Raw genomic sequence first — 17,629 nt, 5'->3', positions numbered from 1 at the left:
GAATGGTGCAACAGGCAGATTCGATACAGACAGATGCCGCACTTGAGGCTGAATCGCAACAGCAAGTGCTCAGGCAACATAGCAGCCAGCTCACACCCAAAGAGGTGTTGAGCTGGCTGCCTAAGAATGCAACGCCAGCTCAGCAGGACTCCATGATTAGGGCACATATCAAGCCCAGTGAGATTCATTGGAGCAAGATGCCGGATACATTACACTTGCCGGGACATAAGGCAGGTAAGAGTTTTAGGGATGTAAGTTTGCCACAATATTATCGTGAGTCATTCTTTTCAAAAGATTCTCTGTTTCATCCGGAATTAAAGGGTGGACGCTTAGGGGTGGCAGGTGATCCTGTTCCCTATACGGTAGCTGGTGATAGCTTTATTACTTCATTGCTGTTGGTCTGTTTTCTCTTGGCTTGTATAGCATTCTCTAAATCTAAGCATTTTGTTATACGCCAGGCAAAAACCTTCTTCCGTACTCCACGCATCGGTACAACAGAGGTGACGGAGACCAGTTCTGAAGTAAGATACCAGTTCTTCTTCGTGTTGCAGACCTGTCTTTTGCTGGCAATCGGGTATTTCATTTATTCGAAAGCATCTATCAGCGATACGTTTATCGTAGACCAATATCAGGTGATCAGTATATATGCTGGTTGTATGGGGGGCTATTTCTTGTTGAAGGCGTTCCTCTATGTGATTTCTGGTTGGGTATTCTTTGAAAAGAAAAAAAATGTACAATGGCTCAAGGCATACTTGTTCCTTATATCATGTCAAGGAGTGGCCTTGTTCCCAATGGTGATGCTTTTGTCGTATTTCGATTTTCCATTGCAAATTGCAGTGATATACACGTTGACTATCCTTGGATTAGTTAAATTGTTGGCTTTTTTGAAGGCTTACATTATCTTTTTTAGAAGAAATGGCGTGTTTCTGCAAATATTTTTGTACTTTTGTGCCCTTGAAGTGATACCCTTGTTCGCTCTTTGGGGTGGACTTGTGTTAATCAGTCATTATTTGAAAATAAACTTTTAAGACAAAATGATAAAGAAAATTTTAGTTTCTCAGCCAAAACCTGCAAGTGAGAAGTCTCCTTACTTCGATATCCAGGCTCAATATGGAGTAGAATGTGTGTTCCGTCCATTCTTTAAGGTAGAGGGGCTCTCTTCTAAAGAATTCCGTCAGCAGAAAATAAATTTGCTTGACTATACTGCAGTCGTATTTACATCTCGTCATGCAGTAGACAACTACTTTAAATTAGCTAAGGAGATGCGTATCACAATTCCTGAAGATATGAAATATTTCTGTGTGATAGAGACTATCGCTCTCTACATCCAAAAGTATGTTCAGTATCGCAAGCGTAAGGTGTTCTTTGGTGATACAGGTAAAATTGATGGGTTGATGGGACAGATGGCTCGCCATAAAACCGAGAAATATCTGGTACCATTAAGCAGTGTTCATAATGATGATATTGCCAACTTGCTTGATGAGAAAAAACTCAATCATACAGAATGTGTAATGTATCGTACTGTAAGCAATGATTTCTCAGAAGAGGAAATCAAGAACTTCGATTATGATATGATGCTTTTCTTTAGCCCAACAGGTGTAAAGGCTCTGAAGAAGAATTTCCCTAATTTTGAACAAGGGAATATCGCTGTTGGCGCTTTTGGTCCTGCTACAGCAAAAACGGTTGAAGATGAGGGCTTACGCCTTGATCTGGAGGCTCCTAATAAAGTTTTTCCATCTATGACAGGTGCCTTGGCAGATTATCTGAAACGTCATAATAAATAGGAAATATTTAATAGAATAGATATGTCAACAGACAGAAATAAAACATTCGGAAAGAAAGAGCATCTATGTAAACTGACACTTATAGAACAGCTCTTTGGAGGTGGTGCTAAAGCAATGACGGCATGGCCTATGAGAATGGTGTTTCTTCTTGTTGACAAGAAAGATGAGCAAGCACCTTCTGTTCAAGTTCTTATCAGTGTATCAAAGCGTTATTTTAAGCACGCAGTAAAGCGCAATCGGGTAAAGCGACAGATACGTGAAGCTTTTCGTTATCAAAAACAAGAGCTGGAGACTTGTATGCAGAATTATGTTGGAAAACAATTGCTTGTGGCTTTTGTTTGGCAAACAGAACAATTGCAGCCTTCAAAGCTGGTTTCAACCAAAATGACTAAACTTTTGGATAGATTGGTTGATAATATCAAGGAGATGCAATCTGAAACAGTCATGAAAGAGAGCAGTTTATGATGAAGATTCTCTTTATGATAGCACATGGCATGAGAAAGGTGTTGGTATGGATTCTTATACTGCCGATATTGTTTTATCAGAAGTGTATTACTCCTTATACGCCACCTTCTTGTCGCTTTCAGCCCACTTGCTCAGAGTATGCGAGACAAGCCATCCTGAAGCATGGTCCCTTTAAGGGACTGGCTTTGGCTGTTTGGCGCATCTTAAGATGCAATCCTTGGGGTGGTTCGGGTTATGATCCCGTACCGTAAGTTTCCGACTGTATTGTTGGACCCCTTATACATATTATATAATATAATAAAAAATCATATTCTATGGCAAAAAATTTTGTTGAAGAATTGAAATGGCGTGGTATGCTGGCGCAGATAATGCCAGGTACTGAGGAATATCTCAACACCCACATGGTGTCTGCCTATCTCGGAACCGACCCTACTGCAGACTCTCTGCACATCGGTCACCTTTGTGGTATCATGATGTTGCGCCACTTGCAGCGTTGTGGCCATAAGCCTTATCTCCTCGTCGGCGGTGCCACGGGTATGATTGGCGACCCTTCTGGCAAGAGCCAGGAGCGCAATCTTCTCGATTCAGAGACTCTCTATCATAACCAGGAAGCTATCAAGAAGCAGGTATCTAAGTTCCTCGACTTCGATGGCAATGAGCCTAACAAGGCGGAGTTGGTGAACAACTACGACTGGATGAAGGACTTCACCTTCCTCGATTTCGCTCGTGTGGTTGGTAAGCATATCACTGTAAACTACATGATGGCGAAGGATAGCGTGCAGAAGCGCTTGAACGGTGAGGCTCGCGACGGCTTGTCTTTCACTGAGTTCACCTATCAGTTGCTCCAGGGCTACGACTTCCTCTATCAGTATGAGAAGTATGGCGTGCGTCTCCAGTTGGGTGGTAACGACCAGTGGGGTAACATGACTACCGGTACTGAGCTGATTCACCGTACATTGGGTAACGATGCAGAGTGCTTCTGCCTTACTTGCCCATTGATTACCAAGGCAGACGGTAAGAAGTTCGGTAAGACAGAGAGCGGTAACATCTGGTTGGACCGTAATCGCACTACTCCTTACGCTTTCTACCAGTTCTGGTTGAACGTAAGCGATGATGATGCCGAGAAGTACATCAAGATCTTCACTGACCTTGACAAGGAGACTATCGATGCTCTCGTAGAGGAGCACAAGCAGGATCCAGGTCGCCGTGTACTCCAGAAGCGTCTGGCTGAGGAGGTTACCATAATGGTTCACTCTCAGGAGGATTTGGATATGGCTATCGCAGCCAGCAACATCCTCTTCGGTAAGGCAACCAAGGAGAATCTGGCACAGCTCGATGAGGCTACATTGAACGATGTATTTGCCAATGTACCTCACTACGATCTCGACAAGAACTTGCTCGGTGGTACAGCTGTTGACCTCTTCAACCAGGAAGGTATGCAGATCTTCCCAAGTAAGAGCGAGATGCGTAAGCTCGTTAAGGGTGGTGGCGTTTCACTCAACAAGGAGAAGCTCGCTGCTTTCGATCAGGTTGTAACTGCTGATGACCTGATTGACGGCAAGTATCTTTTGGTTCAGAAAGGTAAGAAGAACTACTTCTTGATTACTGTTAAGTAATCGTTAAAAGTATTGAAAATATTTGGTAGTGGAGAAAAAATCCACTACCTTTGTAGCCGATTTGCTTGTCCTATGGTGTAATGGTAGCACTACAGTTTTTGGTTCTGTCAGTGGTGGTTCGAATCCGCCTGGGACAACAAGTCATAAATAACCCTTCAAGTCTTTGCGGATTTGGAGGGTTATTTTGTTATATAAGAGTTTAGTTTAGATAGAGAAAGTTTATGCAAGAGATAGACTTGATATTTCAGCAGTATTATCGTCCGCTATGTCTTTATGCCACTCATTATCTGCATGATATCGATGAGGCTGAAGACGTGGTGCAGGATTGTTTTGTGAAATTGATAAGTAGGAACATCATGCCGGAAAACATCAAGGCTTTCTTATATATCTCTGTGCGCAATGCCTGTATCGACCTGTTGCGCTGCCAGTCTCCGATAGATACGGAGATTTCTCCTACCGATTTATGTGGCGTGATTTCTGATGACCAGGCACAGGAAAGTTCTTTCCGGGAGGCAAAACTGTGGACGGCTATCGAGCTATTACCCGAACGATGCAGGGAAATCTTCCTGATGAGCAAGCGTGACGGAATGACTTATCGGGAGATAGCTGAAGAACTGAACCTGTCGGAAAAGACCGTGGAGCATCAGATTTCCAAGGCTTTAAAGACCTTACGAGGCAAGAAAGATGATTTTCTTGCAGATTTTTTCTATATTTTACCTTTCATCCATGGGGGTATTCTGTAATTCTTGCGTTATAGCAATAAAAGAATGAATAAAAGTACAGTTATGAAAGGTAAAGAGATAATTTTTGCGCTCTCAATTCTAGCCTTGCCAGCTCCAACGTTGGCAGGTACGCCGAAGATGATGGTGGAAACTGAGACTTCTACCACCATCCGTCAGCAGATGGATTGGCTGCACCGCATCAGGAAAATCAACTTCGTCTATGATTCATCGCTTGATGGGGAATTGAACATCAAGTATCATGGACCAGACATCCAGCATCTTCCGGTGAAGAAGGCACTGAAAGCGCTTTTCGAGAAAACTCATATTCTATATAATATCAATGCGAACTATGTGATATTGAAGCGAAAACCCGTACAACAAATATCAACATCTTACACGAATATCAATCACAAAGTTCAGCAGGTTCAGCGTCGCCACACTCTCAGCGGATACGTCCGTGACGAGAGTGGCGAATCGCTGATTAATGCCACCATCTATGATCTGACGGATGGCATCGGCACAACCACCAATGAGTATGGTTTCTTTTCGCTTACTCTGCCTGAAGGCGAGCACCAGCTTCGCTTTTCGTATGTGGGCTATGCCGACAAGGTGGAAAAATGGAATCTTTCGAAAGATATGCATCATAATATGGCACTCCGTGTTGATGGTAAACTGCCTGAGGTGGTGGTAGATGGCGACTTGAACTCTCCGCTTCTGACCACGCAAACCGGCAAGCGCTCCTTTTCGAACAAGGATATCAAGACTGAATTTGCCCTGATGTCTTCGCCGGATGTGGTGAAGACCCTGCAGCGTGTGAGTGGAGTGGCAGAAGGACAGGAGTTGGCAAGCGGACTCTATGTGCATGGCGGCAATGGTGATGAGAACCTTTATCTGATAGATGGTACTCCGCTTTATGATACGAATCATGCGCTGGGGCTTTTCTCCAGTTTCAATGCCGATGTGGTGAAGAACGTGGATTTCTACAAGAGCGGCTTTCCTGCACGATATGGTGGAAGATTGTCGTCGGTGGTGGATGTGCGTACTGCCGATGGAAACATGAATCAGTTTCATGGTGCCTATCGCATCGGACTGCTCGATGCCAGTGTGCAGTTTGAGGGACCTATCCGGAAAGGCAAGACCTCTTATAATATAGGTATGCGCCGTTCCTGGATGGATTTGCTGTCCCGTCCCTTGACCAAGGCTTTCTCTGATCCAGACGATAAACTCTCGATAGGTTATTACTTCATGGACCTGAATGCCAAGGTAACCCATCGTTTCAACGACCGTTCGAAGATAGACTTGAGTCTCTATCACGGAAAAGACAGCTGGGATGTGAAGGATGATTTTGATCAAAGTAAGGCAGATGGGTATCAACCCAACCAAAGCTATGACAAGGACTTGACGAAGTCGCAGCTGGATTGGGGAAACTTTAATGTAGCACTCAACTGGAACTACCTGTTCTCTCCGAAGCTCTTTTCAAACATTACAGCGGTGTATTCCCATAATCGTTCCAAGTTGTATTCCTTTGATGATGATCGTTATATCAATCCTTCGGGAGAGAATGCCACTTCTGTCACTCACTTGGAGCATGGTTATACCTCAACGATTTATGATGCGGGCTATCGTCTGGCATTCGATTACCGTCCGAACCCTCGTCATCATTTCCGTTTTGGAAGCGACTATACGATGCATCTCTTTCGCCCCCAGACAGCTATGCAATTGGATTATACTGGATATGAGGGAAATGCATCAGCCCAAGTTGATACCATCCGAATGAATAGTAGTAATCGTCATGTGGCGCATGAGTGGACGGTATACGCAGAGGATGAAATCAATATCAACCGCAACTGGAGTATGAATGTTGGCTTCAATATGGGCCTTTTTCATATCAGTAACAAGAACTTCTTGAATATCGACCCACGTTTTGCCCTGAAATATCAACTGAGCAATGAGGTGTCGCTGAAGGCTTCCTTTACTCAGATGACCCAGTATGTGCATAAGGTCTCTAACAGCTACTTGTCCTTGCCTACGGATTATTGGGTACCGACTACCCGAAATCTGAAGCCAATGCGTTCTTATCAGTTTGCGGCAGGAATCTATGCCCAGCCCAACCGCCATTGGCTTCTGTCGCTCGAAGGGTATTACAAGTTGTCCAAGCATCTGCTTCAATACAGCAGTTGGGTAGGCATAGAGCCGCCTGCTGAGCATTGGGATTCGCAAGTGATGGATGGCAAGGGGCTCTTCTATGGCGTTGAGGCTGATGCCACTTATCGCACCAATCATCTGACTTTGAGTGGTTCTTATACGCTCTCTTGGAACAAGCGAAAGTATGATGACTTCTATCAGGATTGGTATTACGACAAGTATGATAACCGCCATAAGCTGAATCTGTCCTTGCGGTATGCGTTCAACAAGAAGGTGAGTTGCTTTGCGGTCTGGAACTATCACACGGGCAATCATGCCACGGTGCCAACCCAGTTGGCGGCATTGCCAAGCTTGCCAGATCAAGAAGGCAAGTATTACAGGAATTGGTGGAATTCCGCCTCTTATGTCTATGCCATCCCCAATAATTTGACGCTTCCAGCTTATCATCGCTTGGACTTGGGATTCGATTTCCGTCATGTCACCAAGCATGGACATGAGCGCATTTGGAATTTGAGCATCTATAATGCTTATTGCCATCTCAACTCGATGTACGTCAAGGTGGACTATAATGAGGGTACGCAGCAGTTTGAGGCGAAAAACAAGGGATTTATTCCAATAATACCTTCATTTAGCTATACTATCAAGTTTTAAAACAAAAGAAATCTCATTGGATATGAATACAAATCATAGAAGAATAAAAATCAATGTAAGTTGGAAATGGGGACTGTTCTTCTTTTTGATGAGCGTGGTCTTTTCTTCTTGCATAGATGATTTTGATGTGAAGAAGCTGCAAGATACTCCCCGATTGGTACTTTATTGTTTTCCAACGGAGGGAGATACCACACTTATCGTTGTAACGAAAAGCTTGCCCGTTTCTTCTTTCAAAGGAGATATAGATACCCAATCACGCTTGCCCGTGGATGCAAGTGTCGTATATAAGGTAAATGGAATGCCACAGGAGGTGAAACGTATCGAAAACATAAAGGAAGCGCAGTCCTTTTCTCAAGTTTCCGATAGTTGGTCTCTTTCTACCCTAATAGGACAGTATTATGCCGTAGGAAAGCAGAAGGCTGGAGATAAGATTGAGGTCCAGGTATCGGCAGATGGTCTCTCCGAGGTTTCTGCTTCGACTTCCATTCCTGAGAAGGTTGATGTAAATATAGGTGACATCCATTTGAAAGAGAAATCGTCGGATCATGATGTTTATTTCTCGGTAGATAAGTTGGAAGCGACTTTTAGTGACCCTGCTTCAACCACGGATTATTATTCTGTGAAGGTAACTCGCAAGCAGAAATATGGAAACTTGAAAGGTGTTCCCAAAGAAGGCAATAGATGGCAATATGATGTTTATGCTAATAATTACCAAGATTACCTTAATTATTTGGGTAGGGAGGATGAATATGAATGGTGTTTTGATAGTTTGGCATCAAATATTGTTTGGCCTGAGATGGTGACCACCAGTGAGCCATTGATTAACAAGAAGTCAGAGTTGGATAATGATTTCGGCTTTGACGAATACAAATACTTTGATGATGTTTATATCTTCAATGACCGGACGATAAATGGACAGACCTATACGATGAATTTGGAAGTGAACAGTAATGATTCTTATTGGCACACGTATGATGGTTGGGACCGTTTGTTTGGCTTTACTTATAATGTACAACTTTGCAAGGTTACTCCAGAGTACTATCGCTTCTTGAAGAGCATTAACGATGCGCAGAGCAATAGTTGGGCGGACGCTGGATTGATGCAGGTGACACCTACTTATTCGAACGTAAAAGGTGGTTTCGGTGTAGTGGCAGGATTTAATGTCTGTGAAGCTTCGAAATATATCGCCCCATTGCCATCGGCACCATCGGATAATCAAGGTGGAATATATACCAAATAAAAAAGTGAGGAGTATGAAAAGAAGTCTTTTTATCATTTTAGGTACCTTGTGCTTTGCCATTGCCGGCAAGGCACAGATTACAGGACAATTTTAAAGGAAGAAAGGGATTCTATGATGAAGATCAACAAGAATGAACAGGATTTTGTGCTGAAGTATTTTCAGCCGGGCAAGCTGGATACCCGGAAGGCTTTGCAGAAAGTGAAGGCTCGGGTTGGCATTGCTGATGAAGAGGTTTCGCATGCTGCAACTGTATCTTTACGCATGCGTCGCATCCGCTGGATAGCTGTGGCTGCATCTATTCTGGTACTTTTCACCATAGGAGCCTATACGCTTTTGCAGCCAAAGACGGTAACGCTTTCTGCCGAATCAGAAGTAGTGGCGTATCATTTGCCAGATGGAACGAAGGTATCGTTGATGCCTCATTCTTCTCTTTCCTATCAAAAAAATGATTGCAGAAAGGTGGAGATGAAGGGATGTATCTATTATCAGGTGAAGCATGATGAACAGCATCCTTTCGATGTGATGGGAGAACATGGACATGTAAGGGTGCTCGGTACCCAGTTTATGGTGGATGAAAGAACGGATGCTCCCGAAGTGATGGTAACCAGCGGAAAGGTGCTTTTCACAGCTCGTAACTCTGAAGAGGGTGTCTTCCTGATTAAAGGAAAACGGGCACGTCTATTGAAAGGGGCTGCCCAGCCTAAGTTGTTGGCAGATTATGATATCAATGATGTGGCATGGGCTACCCATCGCCTGCATTTCGACAATACTCCATTATCAGAAGTATTGGAGGATCTTTCTAAATTATCAGGCACAAGCTATACTGCTTCTGATGAGAGCAAGCGTCTGACGGGTGATTTTGATACGAATTCCATCCCACAGGTCATCCAAGTAATAGAAGAAACACTGGGTGTTCAGATAAGATAAGTGTGTGAATAAAACATCGTAAAAAGGGACAAACTTAGGAAAAGCAGTCAATAAAATGAGAAAATAAGTAAAAAGGGTGCATCTTTCGTATTGATTTAGGGTGATATTCAAAATTATTTTGTATCTTTGCCCTCGTAACAAATCAAACAATTTATAAAAAATAAAAGTATGGACTTTAACAAACTATTCTCATTGGAGGGTAAGGTTGCCCTCGTAACAGGTGCCGCATACGGTATCGGTTTCGCTATTGCTGAGGCTTATGCCAAAGCTGGTGCTAAGATTGCTTTCAATTGCCGTAGCCAACACCACATGGATCAGGCTCTTGCAGATTACAAAGCAAAGGGTATTGAGGCAAAGGGTTATATCTGTGATGTAACAGATGAGGAACAGGTGAAAAACATGGTAGCTGACATCGAGAAGGAACTTGGTGTTATTGATATTTTGGTAAACAACGCAGGTATTATCAAGCGTATTCCTATGACAGAGATGTCTGTAGATGACTTCAAGCAGGTTATTGACATTGACCTCACTGCACCTTTCATCGTATCTAAGGCAGTTATCCCTGGTATGATCAAGAAGGGTCATGGTAAGATTATCAACATCTGTTCTATGATGAGCGAGCTGGGCCGTGAGACAGTTTCTGCATATGCAGCTGCCAAGGGTGGCTTGAAGATGTTGACACGTAACATCTGCTCAGAGTATGGTGAGTACAACATCCAGTGCAATGGCTTGGGCCCTGGTTACATCGCAACTCCTCAGACAGCACCTCTCCGTGAGCGTCAGGCAGATGGTAGCCGTCATCCATTCGACAGCTTCATTTGTGCAAAGACTCCTGCAGGTCGCTGGTTGGAACCAGAAGAGTTGGCAGGTCCTGCTGTTTTCTTGGCTTCAGATGCTTCTAATGCAGTGAATGGTCACATTCTCTATGTAGATGGTGGTATCTTGGCATATATCGGAAAGCAGCCAAAATAAAGGATCAAACATGAAGATTTAAGTTTGAATAAACTTGAATAGAATAAAAAAATATAGGGCAGCCATAAAGGACTGCCCTATATTCGTAATTAAAATAATCTTTACAATTATTTGTTGATTGCATCTGCAAGCTCAGCACCAGCCTTGAACTTAGCAACCTTTTTAGCTGCAATCTGGATCTTCTCCTTAGTAGCTGGATTGATACCCTCACGAGCAGGACGCTCGTTAATGCTGAATGTACCGAAACCTACCAACTGGATCTTGTCACCTGCAATGAGGGCTTCCTTCAATGCGTTTGTTGTAGCTTCAAGAGCGGCCTTAGCCTGTGCCTTTGTAATCTCAGCACCTGCTGCAATCTTGTCAATCAATTCTGTCTTGTTCATAATTTTTCTTTATTAAATGAATAATATTGTTGTTTCTTAGTTGAATTCGTTTACAAATATAGCTTTTTCTTGTGAAAGTTCAAATAAAAAAAACAGAAAAGTGATGAAATTATTGAAATTTAAGTGTAATAAGTCTATTTTTTGGTGTTTTCACGGATATTTTTCGTAATTTTGTCGCCAAAATACAAATATTATTCAGATTATTAAACTGTTTATAGAAATAAAGTTATGCGCAATATTCCAATTGTAACAAAGAATTTGCTGATAGTGAATGTAGTAGCATTCCTGGCATGCATGCTGATGGACAAGAGTATGGGTGGCGGTTCTGGCCTGACAGATATGTTTGGGCTTCATTTCTTCCTGGCATCCGATTTCCATATTTATCAGTTAGTTACCTACATGTTTATGCATGGTGGTTTCCAGCATATTCTCTTTAATATGTTTGCCTTATGGATGTTTGGCTGTGTGGTTGAAAGAGTTTGGGGACCAAAGAAATTCCTTTTTTATTACATAGCGTGTGGAGTGGGAGCAGGTTTGTTCCAGGAAGCTGCACAGTATATTACCTATGTGGCAAAGGATATGGCAGCTTATGATTATGTTAGTGTTAATGGGGCCAGAATTACAATGGAGCAATATCTGAACCTATGGACTACCGTGGGTGCTTCAGGAGCTATTTATGCCATATTGCTTGCCTTTGGTATGATTTATCCAAACGAGCGTCTCTTCATTTTCCCGTTGCCGGTTCCTATTAAAGCTAAATTCTTCGTGATAGGCTATGCTGTCATAGAATTGGTTTCAACATTCTCTCTCTCTGATGACGGTGTGGCTCATATTGCCCATTTAGGAGGTATGGTCTTTGGATTCTTCCTGATCCGTTATTGGCGTAAGCAGATTGATAATGGTTACTATCATTCAAATTCTGCAGACGCTTTTGATAAGTTGAAAGGTATGTTCGGTGGAAAGCGTCGGGCAGGTAGAACGCATTTTACTTATACCAAGAATGAATCTTATAATCAGACTTATGAACAGGATGCTGAATGTAAGACCAACGAAAAGGTTGTATCACAGGAAGAGATAGATCGAATCTTAGATAAAATAAGAAAGAGCGGTTATGATAGCTTGACTCCTAGCGAAAAGCAGATGCTCTTTGATCAGAGTAATAAGTAAAAAGCATGTTTAAAGGATTTAAGGAATTTACATATAAGATGATAGCTGGTGCTAATGTGGCAACTATCATCATCATGTTGCTGGTGGGCTTTTCTGACTTCTTTCAGCCAGAAAAGTTCGCCGCATTGGCTAATCTTGGCTTACTTTTCCCGGTTTTTCTTATAGTTAACTTAGGCTTTTTGCTTTTCTGGTTGCTCTTCCGGTCTAAGTATGCCATTATTCCATTCTTAGGCTTCTTGATCTGTTTTGTTCCTGTCCGCAAGTATATGCCAATCAACTTTTCTGGCGAAACTCCAAAAGGCTGTATCAAAGTTCTATCATATAATACCTGGAATTTTGGTGCACAGACAGAGGATGCCGAAGGAACTAATATCTGTATTGCTTATCTGCAGGAGCAGGATGCTGATATTGTTTGTCTGCAGGAAGCATGTCCTACTTCCCGGAATGTTGAGCAGATAGATAGTATGCTCAAGCCGATGTATGCTTATCAGGATACAACGATGCACGTGAATGGTGGAAATTGTCTTATGTTGCTCAGTAAATACCCTATTCTTTCAAAAGAGCGAATTCCTTATGAATCGAAAGGAAATATGAGTGTAGCGTATCGTCTGAAAGTGAAAGATAGAGAGGTCCTTCTCATCAATAATCATTTGGAAACAACCGGCTTAAGTTTAGAGGACAGACGCCAGTTCAAGAATCTGGTTATCGGAAAATTGCAGGTCGATACTGCAGAAGAAACTTCCAAATTGCTCGTTGTAAAACTTGCCGAGGCAACAAAGAAACGGGCTCCGGAGGCTGAGGCTGTAGCAAAATACATTCAGCAGCATAAAGAACAGAGTATTATTTTGTGCGGTGACTTTAATGATGGTCCTATCTCTTATGCTCATCGTACGATAGCTAAAGATTTGACGGATTGCTACATTGCAAGTGGTAACGGACCGGGTATCAGCTATCATCATGGAGGCTTTTTTGTTCGCATAGACAATATCATGTGTTCAGACGATTGGGAGCCTTATGAATGTAAAGTTGATGATAAAATCGCCGTTTCAGACCACTATCCTATCATTTGTAAGCTAAAAATGCGCCCTAAAAAGCAAAAATAGAGCAAATTATTCTTATATAAGAAAAAAAATGCTTATTTTTGCACAACTTTATGGAGGTTTTTGAAAGAATCCCTAAAAGCAATTGAAAAGAAACAAATAATTAATAACAATAAATAGAAATGCAAAACAAAGGAATTGTAATTTGTGTAGCCGTCTTACTGACACTCGCAAGTATCTTCTATTTGTCATTCTCGTTTGCCACACGTTACTATGACAGCGAGGCTGCAAAGATTAAAGATCCTATTGCTCAGCAGGATTATAAGGATTCTGTTAAGTACTTAGGTGTTTATTCTTACCAGAACTGCTTGGAGACTCAGATTGGTCTTGGACTTGACCTTAAGGGCGGTATGAATGTAATTCTTGAGATTTCTGTACCTGATGTACTTGAAAACCTTGCCGATCATAAGACCGACGCTGGTTTTACCAATGCCATGAAGGAAGCTAGAGCTCAGGAAGAAGCTAACGGTGGTGACTTCGTGTCACTTTTCATTAACGCTTATCATAAGAGCGCACCAGGTCATAAACTCGCAGAAGTGTTCGCTACCCAGCAGTTGCAGGGCAAGGTTTCTCCTCAGAGCAGCGACGCAGAGGTAGAGAAGGCTATCCGCGCTTCTGTACAGGATGCTATTGACAACTCTTTCAATGTTGTCCGCACCCGTATCGATAAGTTCGGTGTTGTACAGCCTAACATCCAGAAATTGGAAGGTCAGCAGGGCCGTATCATGGTAGAAATGCCAGGTATCAGCCAGCCAGAGCGTATGCGTAAGATGCTCCAGGGTAGTGCAAACCTTGAGTTCTGGGAGACATACAACTCAGAGGAAATCGCTCCTTATCTCCAGCAGCTTGATACTCGTATCGCAAATGGTGATAATGGTGAGGAGGAGAAAGATTCAGTTGCTGCTGATACAACTGTAGCAAAGAAAGAAGTTGCTAAGGCTGAGCCTAAGAAGGCTGAGGCTAAGTTCTCTATCAAGAAGAAGGACGATGCTGCAAGCAAGGTAGGCGAGGATGCGCAGAATGCTGCTGCTATCAAGGCTCACCCATTGTTGGCTCGTTTGCAGCTCGGTGGTGGTTTGAGCACTGTTGGTTATGCTAGCGTTCGCGATACTGCTGCTATCAACAAGATTATCTACTCTGCTGTGGCTAAGCGCGTTCTGCCATCAGACTTGCGTCTGCTTTGGAGTGCTAAGCCAGCTGATAACCTGAAAGCTAAGAATATCTTCGAGCTTCACGCCTTGAAGGTGACTACCACTACTGGTCGTGCTCCACTGGAGGGTGATGTAATTACCGATGCTAAGGACGAGTTCGACCAGATGGGTTCTCCTGTTGTTAGCATGAAGATGAATACAGAGGGTGCCCGTAAGTGGGCTCAGATGACCAAGGCTAACGTAGGTAAGGCTATTGCTATCGTTCTGGATGGCGTAGTTTACTCTGCTCCTCGTGTAAACGGCGAGATTGATGGTGGTAGCTCTCAGATTTCCGGTAACTTCACTATTGAGGATACCAAGGACTTGGCTAACACATTGAAGTCTGGTCGTATGCCAGCTCCTGCACGTATCGTTCAGGAGGAGGTTGTAGGTCCTACACTCGGTGCACAGTCTATCCAGATGGGTATTGTATCATTCGTTGTAGCTTTCGTACTCCTGATGGTTTACATGGTGATGATGTACAATATCATTCCTGGTATGATGGCTAACCTGGCTTTGCTCGTCAACGTATTCTTCACGCTGGGTATTCTGACGTCCTTCCAGGCGGCTCTGACGTTACCTGGTCTTGCCGGTATGGTCTTGTCTCTGGGTACTGCCGTGGATGCCAATGTGCTTATCTATGAGCGTATCAAGGAGGAGCTCCGCTCTGGCAAGGGTATGAAGCAGGCTGTAGCTGCCGGTTATGGCAACGCTTTCTCTGCTATCTTCGACTCTAACTTGACATCTTTGATTACTGGTGTTATCCTGTTGATTACCGGTACAGGTCCTATCCGTGGTTTCGCTACTACATGGATCATCGGTATCGTAGTTTCATTCTTCACTGCTGTGTTCCTGACTCGTCTGGTTTACGATTATAAGTTGAACCACGATAAGTGGATGCACTGCAAGTTTGATACTCCTGTTTCTCACAACCTGATGCAGGGCAAGAAGTATAAGTTCATGTCTATGTACAAGACTACCTTCACCATTGCCATCGTAGCAGCTGTGGTATTCATCGGTAGCTTCTTTGTTCGTGGCTTGAGTAAGAGTATCGACTTCACTGGTGGTCGTAACTATGTGGTACAGTTCGAGAATCCTGTAGAGCCTGAGCAGATTCGTACTGTTCTTGGCGATGCATTCGTCAATGCAGACGGCACCAAGGCAACTACTGGCGCTATCGCTATCGGTACAGATGGCAAGACCATCCGTGTATCTACCAACTATATGATTGAGAGCAACAGTCCAACTGTTGACGATGAGGCAGAGACTATCCTTTACAACGCCTTGAAGAAGGTTAACCTGGTTTCTCAGAAGAGTGTTGAGGCATTCAAGAACCCAGATGTTCGTCAGGGTGGTTCTATTATCAGTAGTACAAAGGTAGGTCCTTCTGTGGCTAAGGATATCACTATGGGTGCTATCTATAGTGTGCTCTTCGCATTGATTGCTATCTTCCTCTACATCCTGATACGTTTCCGCAACGTGGCCTTCTCTGTAGGTTCTACAGTAGCTTTGGCATTTGATGCCTTGACAGTAATCGGTTTCTACTCACTCCTGTGGGGTCTCGTTCCATTCTCATTGGAGATTGACCAGACCTTCATCGGTGCTATCCTGACCGTGGTAGGTTACTCTATCAACGATAAGGTGGTTGTATTCGACCGTATCCGTGAGAACTTGAAGTTGCATCCTAAGGGCGACCGTCAGCAGCTCTTCAATGCATCTATCAATGAGACATTGGCTCGTACCATCAATACGTCTACATCTACATTGCTCGTGTTGCTCTGTATCTGCATCCTCGGTGGTGACAGCATCCGCAGCTTCTCATTCGCAATGATCCTGGGTGTTGTATTCGGTACATTGTCATCTATCTTCATTGCATCTCCTATGGCTTACATCGTTCTTGGTCGTAAGATTAAGGAAGAGCCAGCTGAGGAGGTTGCAGAAGTTAAGTAATCAGAAACTCTTCATTCTTTCTCTGTCCGATGTATGTCGGATAGAGAAAGATACTGGAAAGAATATAAAAATAATAAAGGTCGCTTCCTGATTGTCAGGAGCGACCTTTATTGTTTTATCATCTCTGGAATGATAAGGAAAGTACGTGGTCCCACCGAGAATCGAACTCGGATCAAAGGTTTAGGAAACCTCCGTTCTATCCGTTAAACTATAGGACCATTGTAAACCGACTGCAAAGATACATCAAATCGTTGACAATACAAAATAAAATGTTATGTTTTTCACTCTCATCTTATCAAGTTTCCTCACTTTTGTGGAGTTGAACTGCGAAAACCTCTTCGATACGAAGCATGATTCGCTGAAGAATGACTATGAATTCCTGCCACAGAGCAGTTACAAGTGGACGCCTTATCGCTATTGGCGCAAGCTGGCAAATCTTTCCAAGACTATAGTGGCTTTGGGTTATGAAGATTTGTCGCTTGTTGGTACCGCCTCCCCAGATAATCCTTCAAGACCCTCGGAGAAGTCCTGGCATGTTCCCGATTTTGTGGCGCTTTGCGAAGTGGAGAACGATAGTGTGCTGTTTGATTTAACCCGGCGTTCAGCTCTTCGCGGTGTAAATTATGATTATGTGATGACCGATTCGCCTGATGAACGAGGCATAGATGTGGCTTTGCTTTATCAGCCATCTTCTTTTGCGCTTATACAGTTCCGGTCCATCCGCATCAAGCCGCTGCCTGATACTCGCCCTACGAGAGATATTCTCTACGCTTCGGGGCGGATTATAAATGATGATACGCTCCATGTCTTTGTATTGCATGCGCCTAGCCGGCGTGGCGGCGAACAGGTTTCGCGTCCCTACCGCCTGCAGGTAGCCAGCCAGCTGGCTTCTGCTGTAGATTCTATCTATGCGCTCAATGATAGTGCAAGGATTATCGTAGCCGGCGATTTCAACGATTATTCCGATTCTCCGGCTCTTCGTTATCTTTATCAGCATCACCTTATTAATATATCTGTTGGCGTCAAAGGCTCTCATGGTGCCAAGGCTACTTATCGCTGGCATGGAGATTGGCGAAGTCTTGACCAGATTCTCTTCAGTCCTTCGCTTTCCCGGCTTAAGATGAGTTGCCAGATAGGAGATTTGCCATTCCTCTTAGAAGATGATGAGAAATATGGCGGAAAGAAACCTTTCCGCACCTATCTCGGTCCACGATATTTGGGTGGATACAGCGATCATCTTCCGCTTGTTGCCAAGTTTAAGATAGAGGGTGGATATGAATAAAAAAACAGGTATGCTCAGATTTTTACTGAACATAC

General features: G+C 43.4%; 15 protein-coding genes and 2 tRNA genes. 15 read left to right on the top strand and 2 right to left on the bottom strand.

The genetic code is table 11. The features are described from left to right. The first annotated feature begins 2 nt into the window (after window positions 1-2). The 11 genes from ONT19_RS11530 to ONT19_RS11480 all read left to right on the top strand — a co-directional run bounded on the left by ONT19_RS11530 (window position 3) and on the right by ONT19_RS11480 (window position 10,522). Window positions 3-1,028, top strand: a complete 1,026-nt coding sequence (locus ONT19_RS11530; RefSeq protein WP_117693275.1) for a DUF4271 domain-containing protein — start codon at window positions 3-5, stop codon at window positions 1,026-1,028. Between the two features lie 6 nt (window positions 1,029-1,034). Beyond that, window positions 1,035-1,784 carry a uroporphyrinogen-III synthase gene (locus tag ONT19_RS11525; protein ID WP_118079554.1) on the top strand — a complete coding sequence of 250 codons (750 nt, stop codon included), beginning with the start codon at window positions 1,035-1,037 and terminating at the stop codon, window positions 1,782-1,784. Window positions 1,785-1,805: 21 nt separating this feature from the next. Beyond that, window positions 1,806-2,249 (top strand): ribonuclease P protein component, encoded by a 444-nt coding sequence (gene rnpA, locus ONT19_RS11520; protein WP_117693277.1) that lies wholly within the window; start codon window positions 1,806-1,808, stop codon window positions 2,247-2,249. Next, window positions 2,249-2,500: a membrane protein insertion efficiency factor YidD gene (yidD, locus tag ONT19_RS11515; protein WP_040553354.1), complete on the top strand. Its 252-nt coding sequence runs from the start codon at window positions 2,249-2,251 to the stop codon at window positions 2,498-2,500. Before rnpA ends, yidD begins: the two co-directional genes overlap by 1 nt. Window positions 2,501-2,563: 63 nt before the next feature. Then, window positions 2,564-3,865 carry a tyrosine--tRNA ligase gene (gene tyrS / locus ONT19_RS11510; RefSeq protein ID WP_006848087.1) on the top strand — a complete coding sequence of 434 codons (1,302 nt, stop codon included), beginning with the start codon at window positions 2,564-2,566 and terminating at the stop codon, window positions 3,863-3,865. A 66-nt stretch (window positions 3,866-3,931) separates the two neighbouring features. Then, a tRNA-Gln gene (locus ONT19_RS11505) sits at window positions 3,932-4,002 on the top strand. Between the two features lie 84 nt (window positions 4,003-4,086). Next, window positions 4,087-4,608 carry an RNA polymerase sigma-70 factor gene (locus ONT19_RS11500; RefSeq protein ID WP_264952021.1) on the top strand — a complete coding sequence of 174 codons (522 nt, stop codon included), beginning with the start codon at window positions 4,087-4,089 and terminating at the stop codon, window positions 4,606-4,608. A gap of 24 nt (window positions 4,609-4,632) precedes the next feature. Continuing rightward, on the top strand, window positions 4,633-7,383 hold the full coding sequence (locus tag ONT19_RS11495) for a TonB-dependent receptor (protein ID WP_264952020.1): 2,751 nt from the start codon (window positions 4,633-4,635) through the stop codon (window positions 7,381-7,383). Between the two features lie 22 nt (window positions 7,384-7,405). Next, window positions 7,406-8,623 carry a DUF4249 domain-containing protein gene (locus tag ONT19_RS11490; RefSeq protein ID WP_264952019.1) on the top strand — a complete coding sequence of 406 codons (1,218 nt, stop codon included), beginning with the start codon at window positions 7,406-7,408 and terminating at the stop codon, window positions 8,621-8,623. Between the two features lie 111 nt (window positions 8,624-8,734). Beyond that, a complete protein-coding gene (locus tag ONT19_RS11485) occupies window positions 8,735-9,550 on the top strand; it encodes a FecR family protein (protein WP_234564573.1) in 816 nt (271 codons plus the stop codon). 168 nt (window positions 9,551-9,718) lie between these two features. After that, window positions 9,719-10,522: a gluconate 5-dehydrogenase gene (locus ONT19_RS11480; protein WP_022121527.1), complete on the top strand. Its 804-nt coding sequence runs from the start codon at window positions 9,719-9,721 to the stop codon at window positions 10,520-10,522. A gap of 107 nt (window positions 10,523-10,629) precedes the next feature. Here the strand turns inward: ONT19_RS11480 and ONT19_RS11475 are convergent, their stop codons facing one another. Continuing rightward, the gene (locus ONT19_RS11475; protein WP_006848085.1) at window positions 10,630-10,905 is read right to left on the bottom strand and encodes an HU family DNA-binding protein; all 276 of its coding nucleotides are present in this window, start codon (window positions 10,903-10,905) and stop codon (window positions 10,630-10,632) included. 228 nt (window positions 10,906-11,133) lie between these two features. Here ONT19_RS11475 and ONT19_RS11470 point away from each other — a divergent pair, with 228 nt between their 5' ends. The 3 genes from ONT19_RS11470 (at window position 11,134) to secDF (ending at window position 16,312) form a co-directional block, all read left to right on the top strand. Then, window positions 11,134-12,072 carry a rhomboid family intramembrane serine protease gene (locus ONT19_RS11470; RefSeq protein WP_264952018.1) on the top strand — a complete coding sequence of 313 codons (939 nt, stop codon included), beginning with the start codon at window positions 11,134-11,136 and terminating at the stop codon, window positions 12,070-12,072. A 5-nt stretch (window positions 12,073-12,077) separates the two neighbouring features. Beyond that, entirely contained in the window at window positions 12,078-13,175 is a 1,098-nt protein-coding gene (locus ONT19_RS11465) for an endonuclease/exonuclease/phosphatase family protein (protein WP_264952017.1), read from the top strand. Between the two features lie 119 nt (window positions 13,176-13,294). Next, a complete protein-coding gene (gene secDF / locus ONT19_RS11460; protein ID WP_264952016.1) occupies window positions 13,295-16,312 on the top strand; it encodes a protein translocase subunit SecDF in 3,018 nt (1,005 codons plus the stop codon). A 146-nt stretch (window positions 16,313-16,458) separates the two neighbouring features. Here secDF and ONT19_RS11455 read toward each other — a convergent pair. After that, window positions 16,459-16,530 (bottom strand) — tRNA-Arg (locus tag ONT19_RS11455). 56 nt (window positions 16,531-16,586) lie between these two features. Here ONT19_RS11455 and ONT19_RS11450 point away from each other — a divergent pair. Continuing rightward, window positions 16,587-17,594 (top strand): endonuclease/exonuclease/phosphatase family protein, encoded by a 1,008-nt coding sequence (locus tag ONT19_RS11450; protein ID WP_264952015.1) that lies wholly within the window; start codon window positions 16,587-16,589, stop codon window positions 17,592-17,594. Window positions 17,595-17,629: the final 35 nt, after the last annotated feature.

Origin of the sequence: Segatella copri (genome assembly GCF_026015625.1) — a bacterium.
Lineage (GTDB): Bacteria > Bacteroidota > Bacteroidia > Bacteroidales > Bacteroidaceae > Prevotella > Prevotella copri_H.
This window is presented reverse-complemented; position numbering and strand designations above follow the sequence as displayed.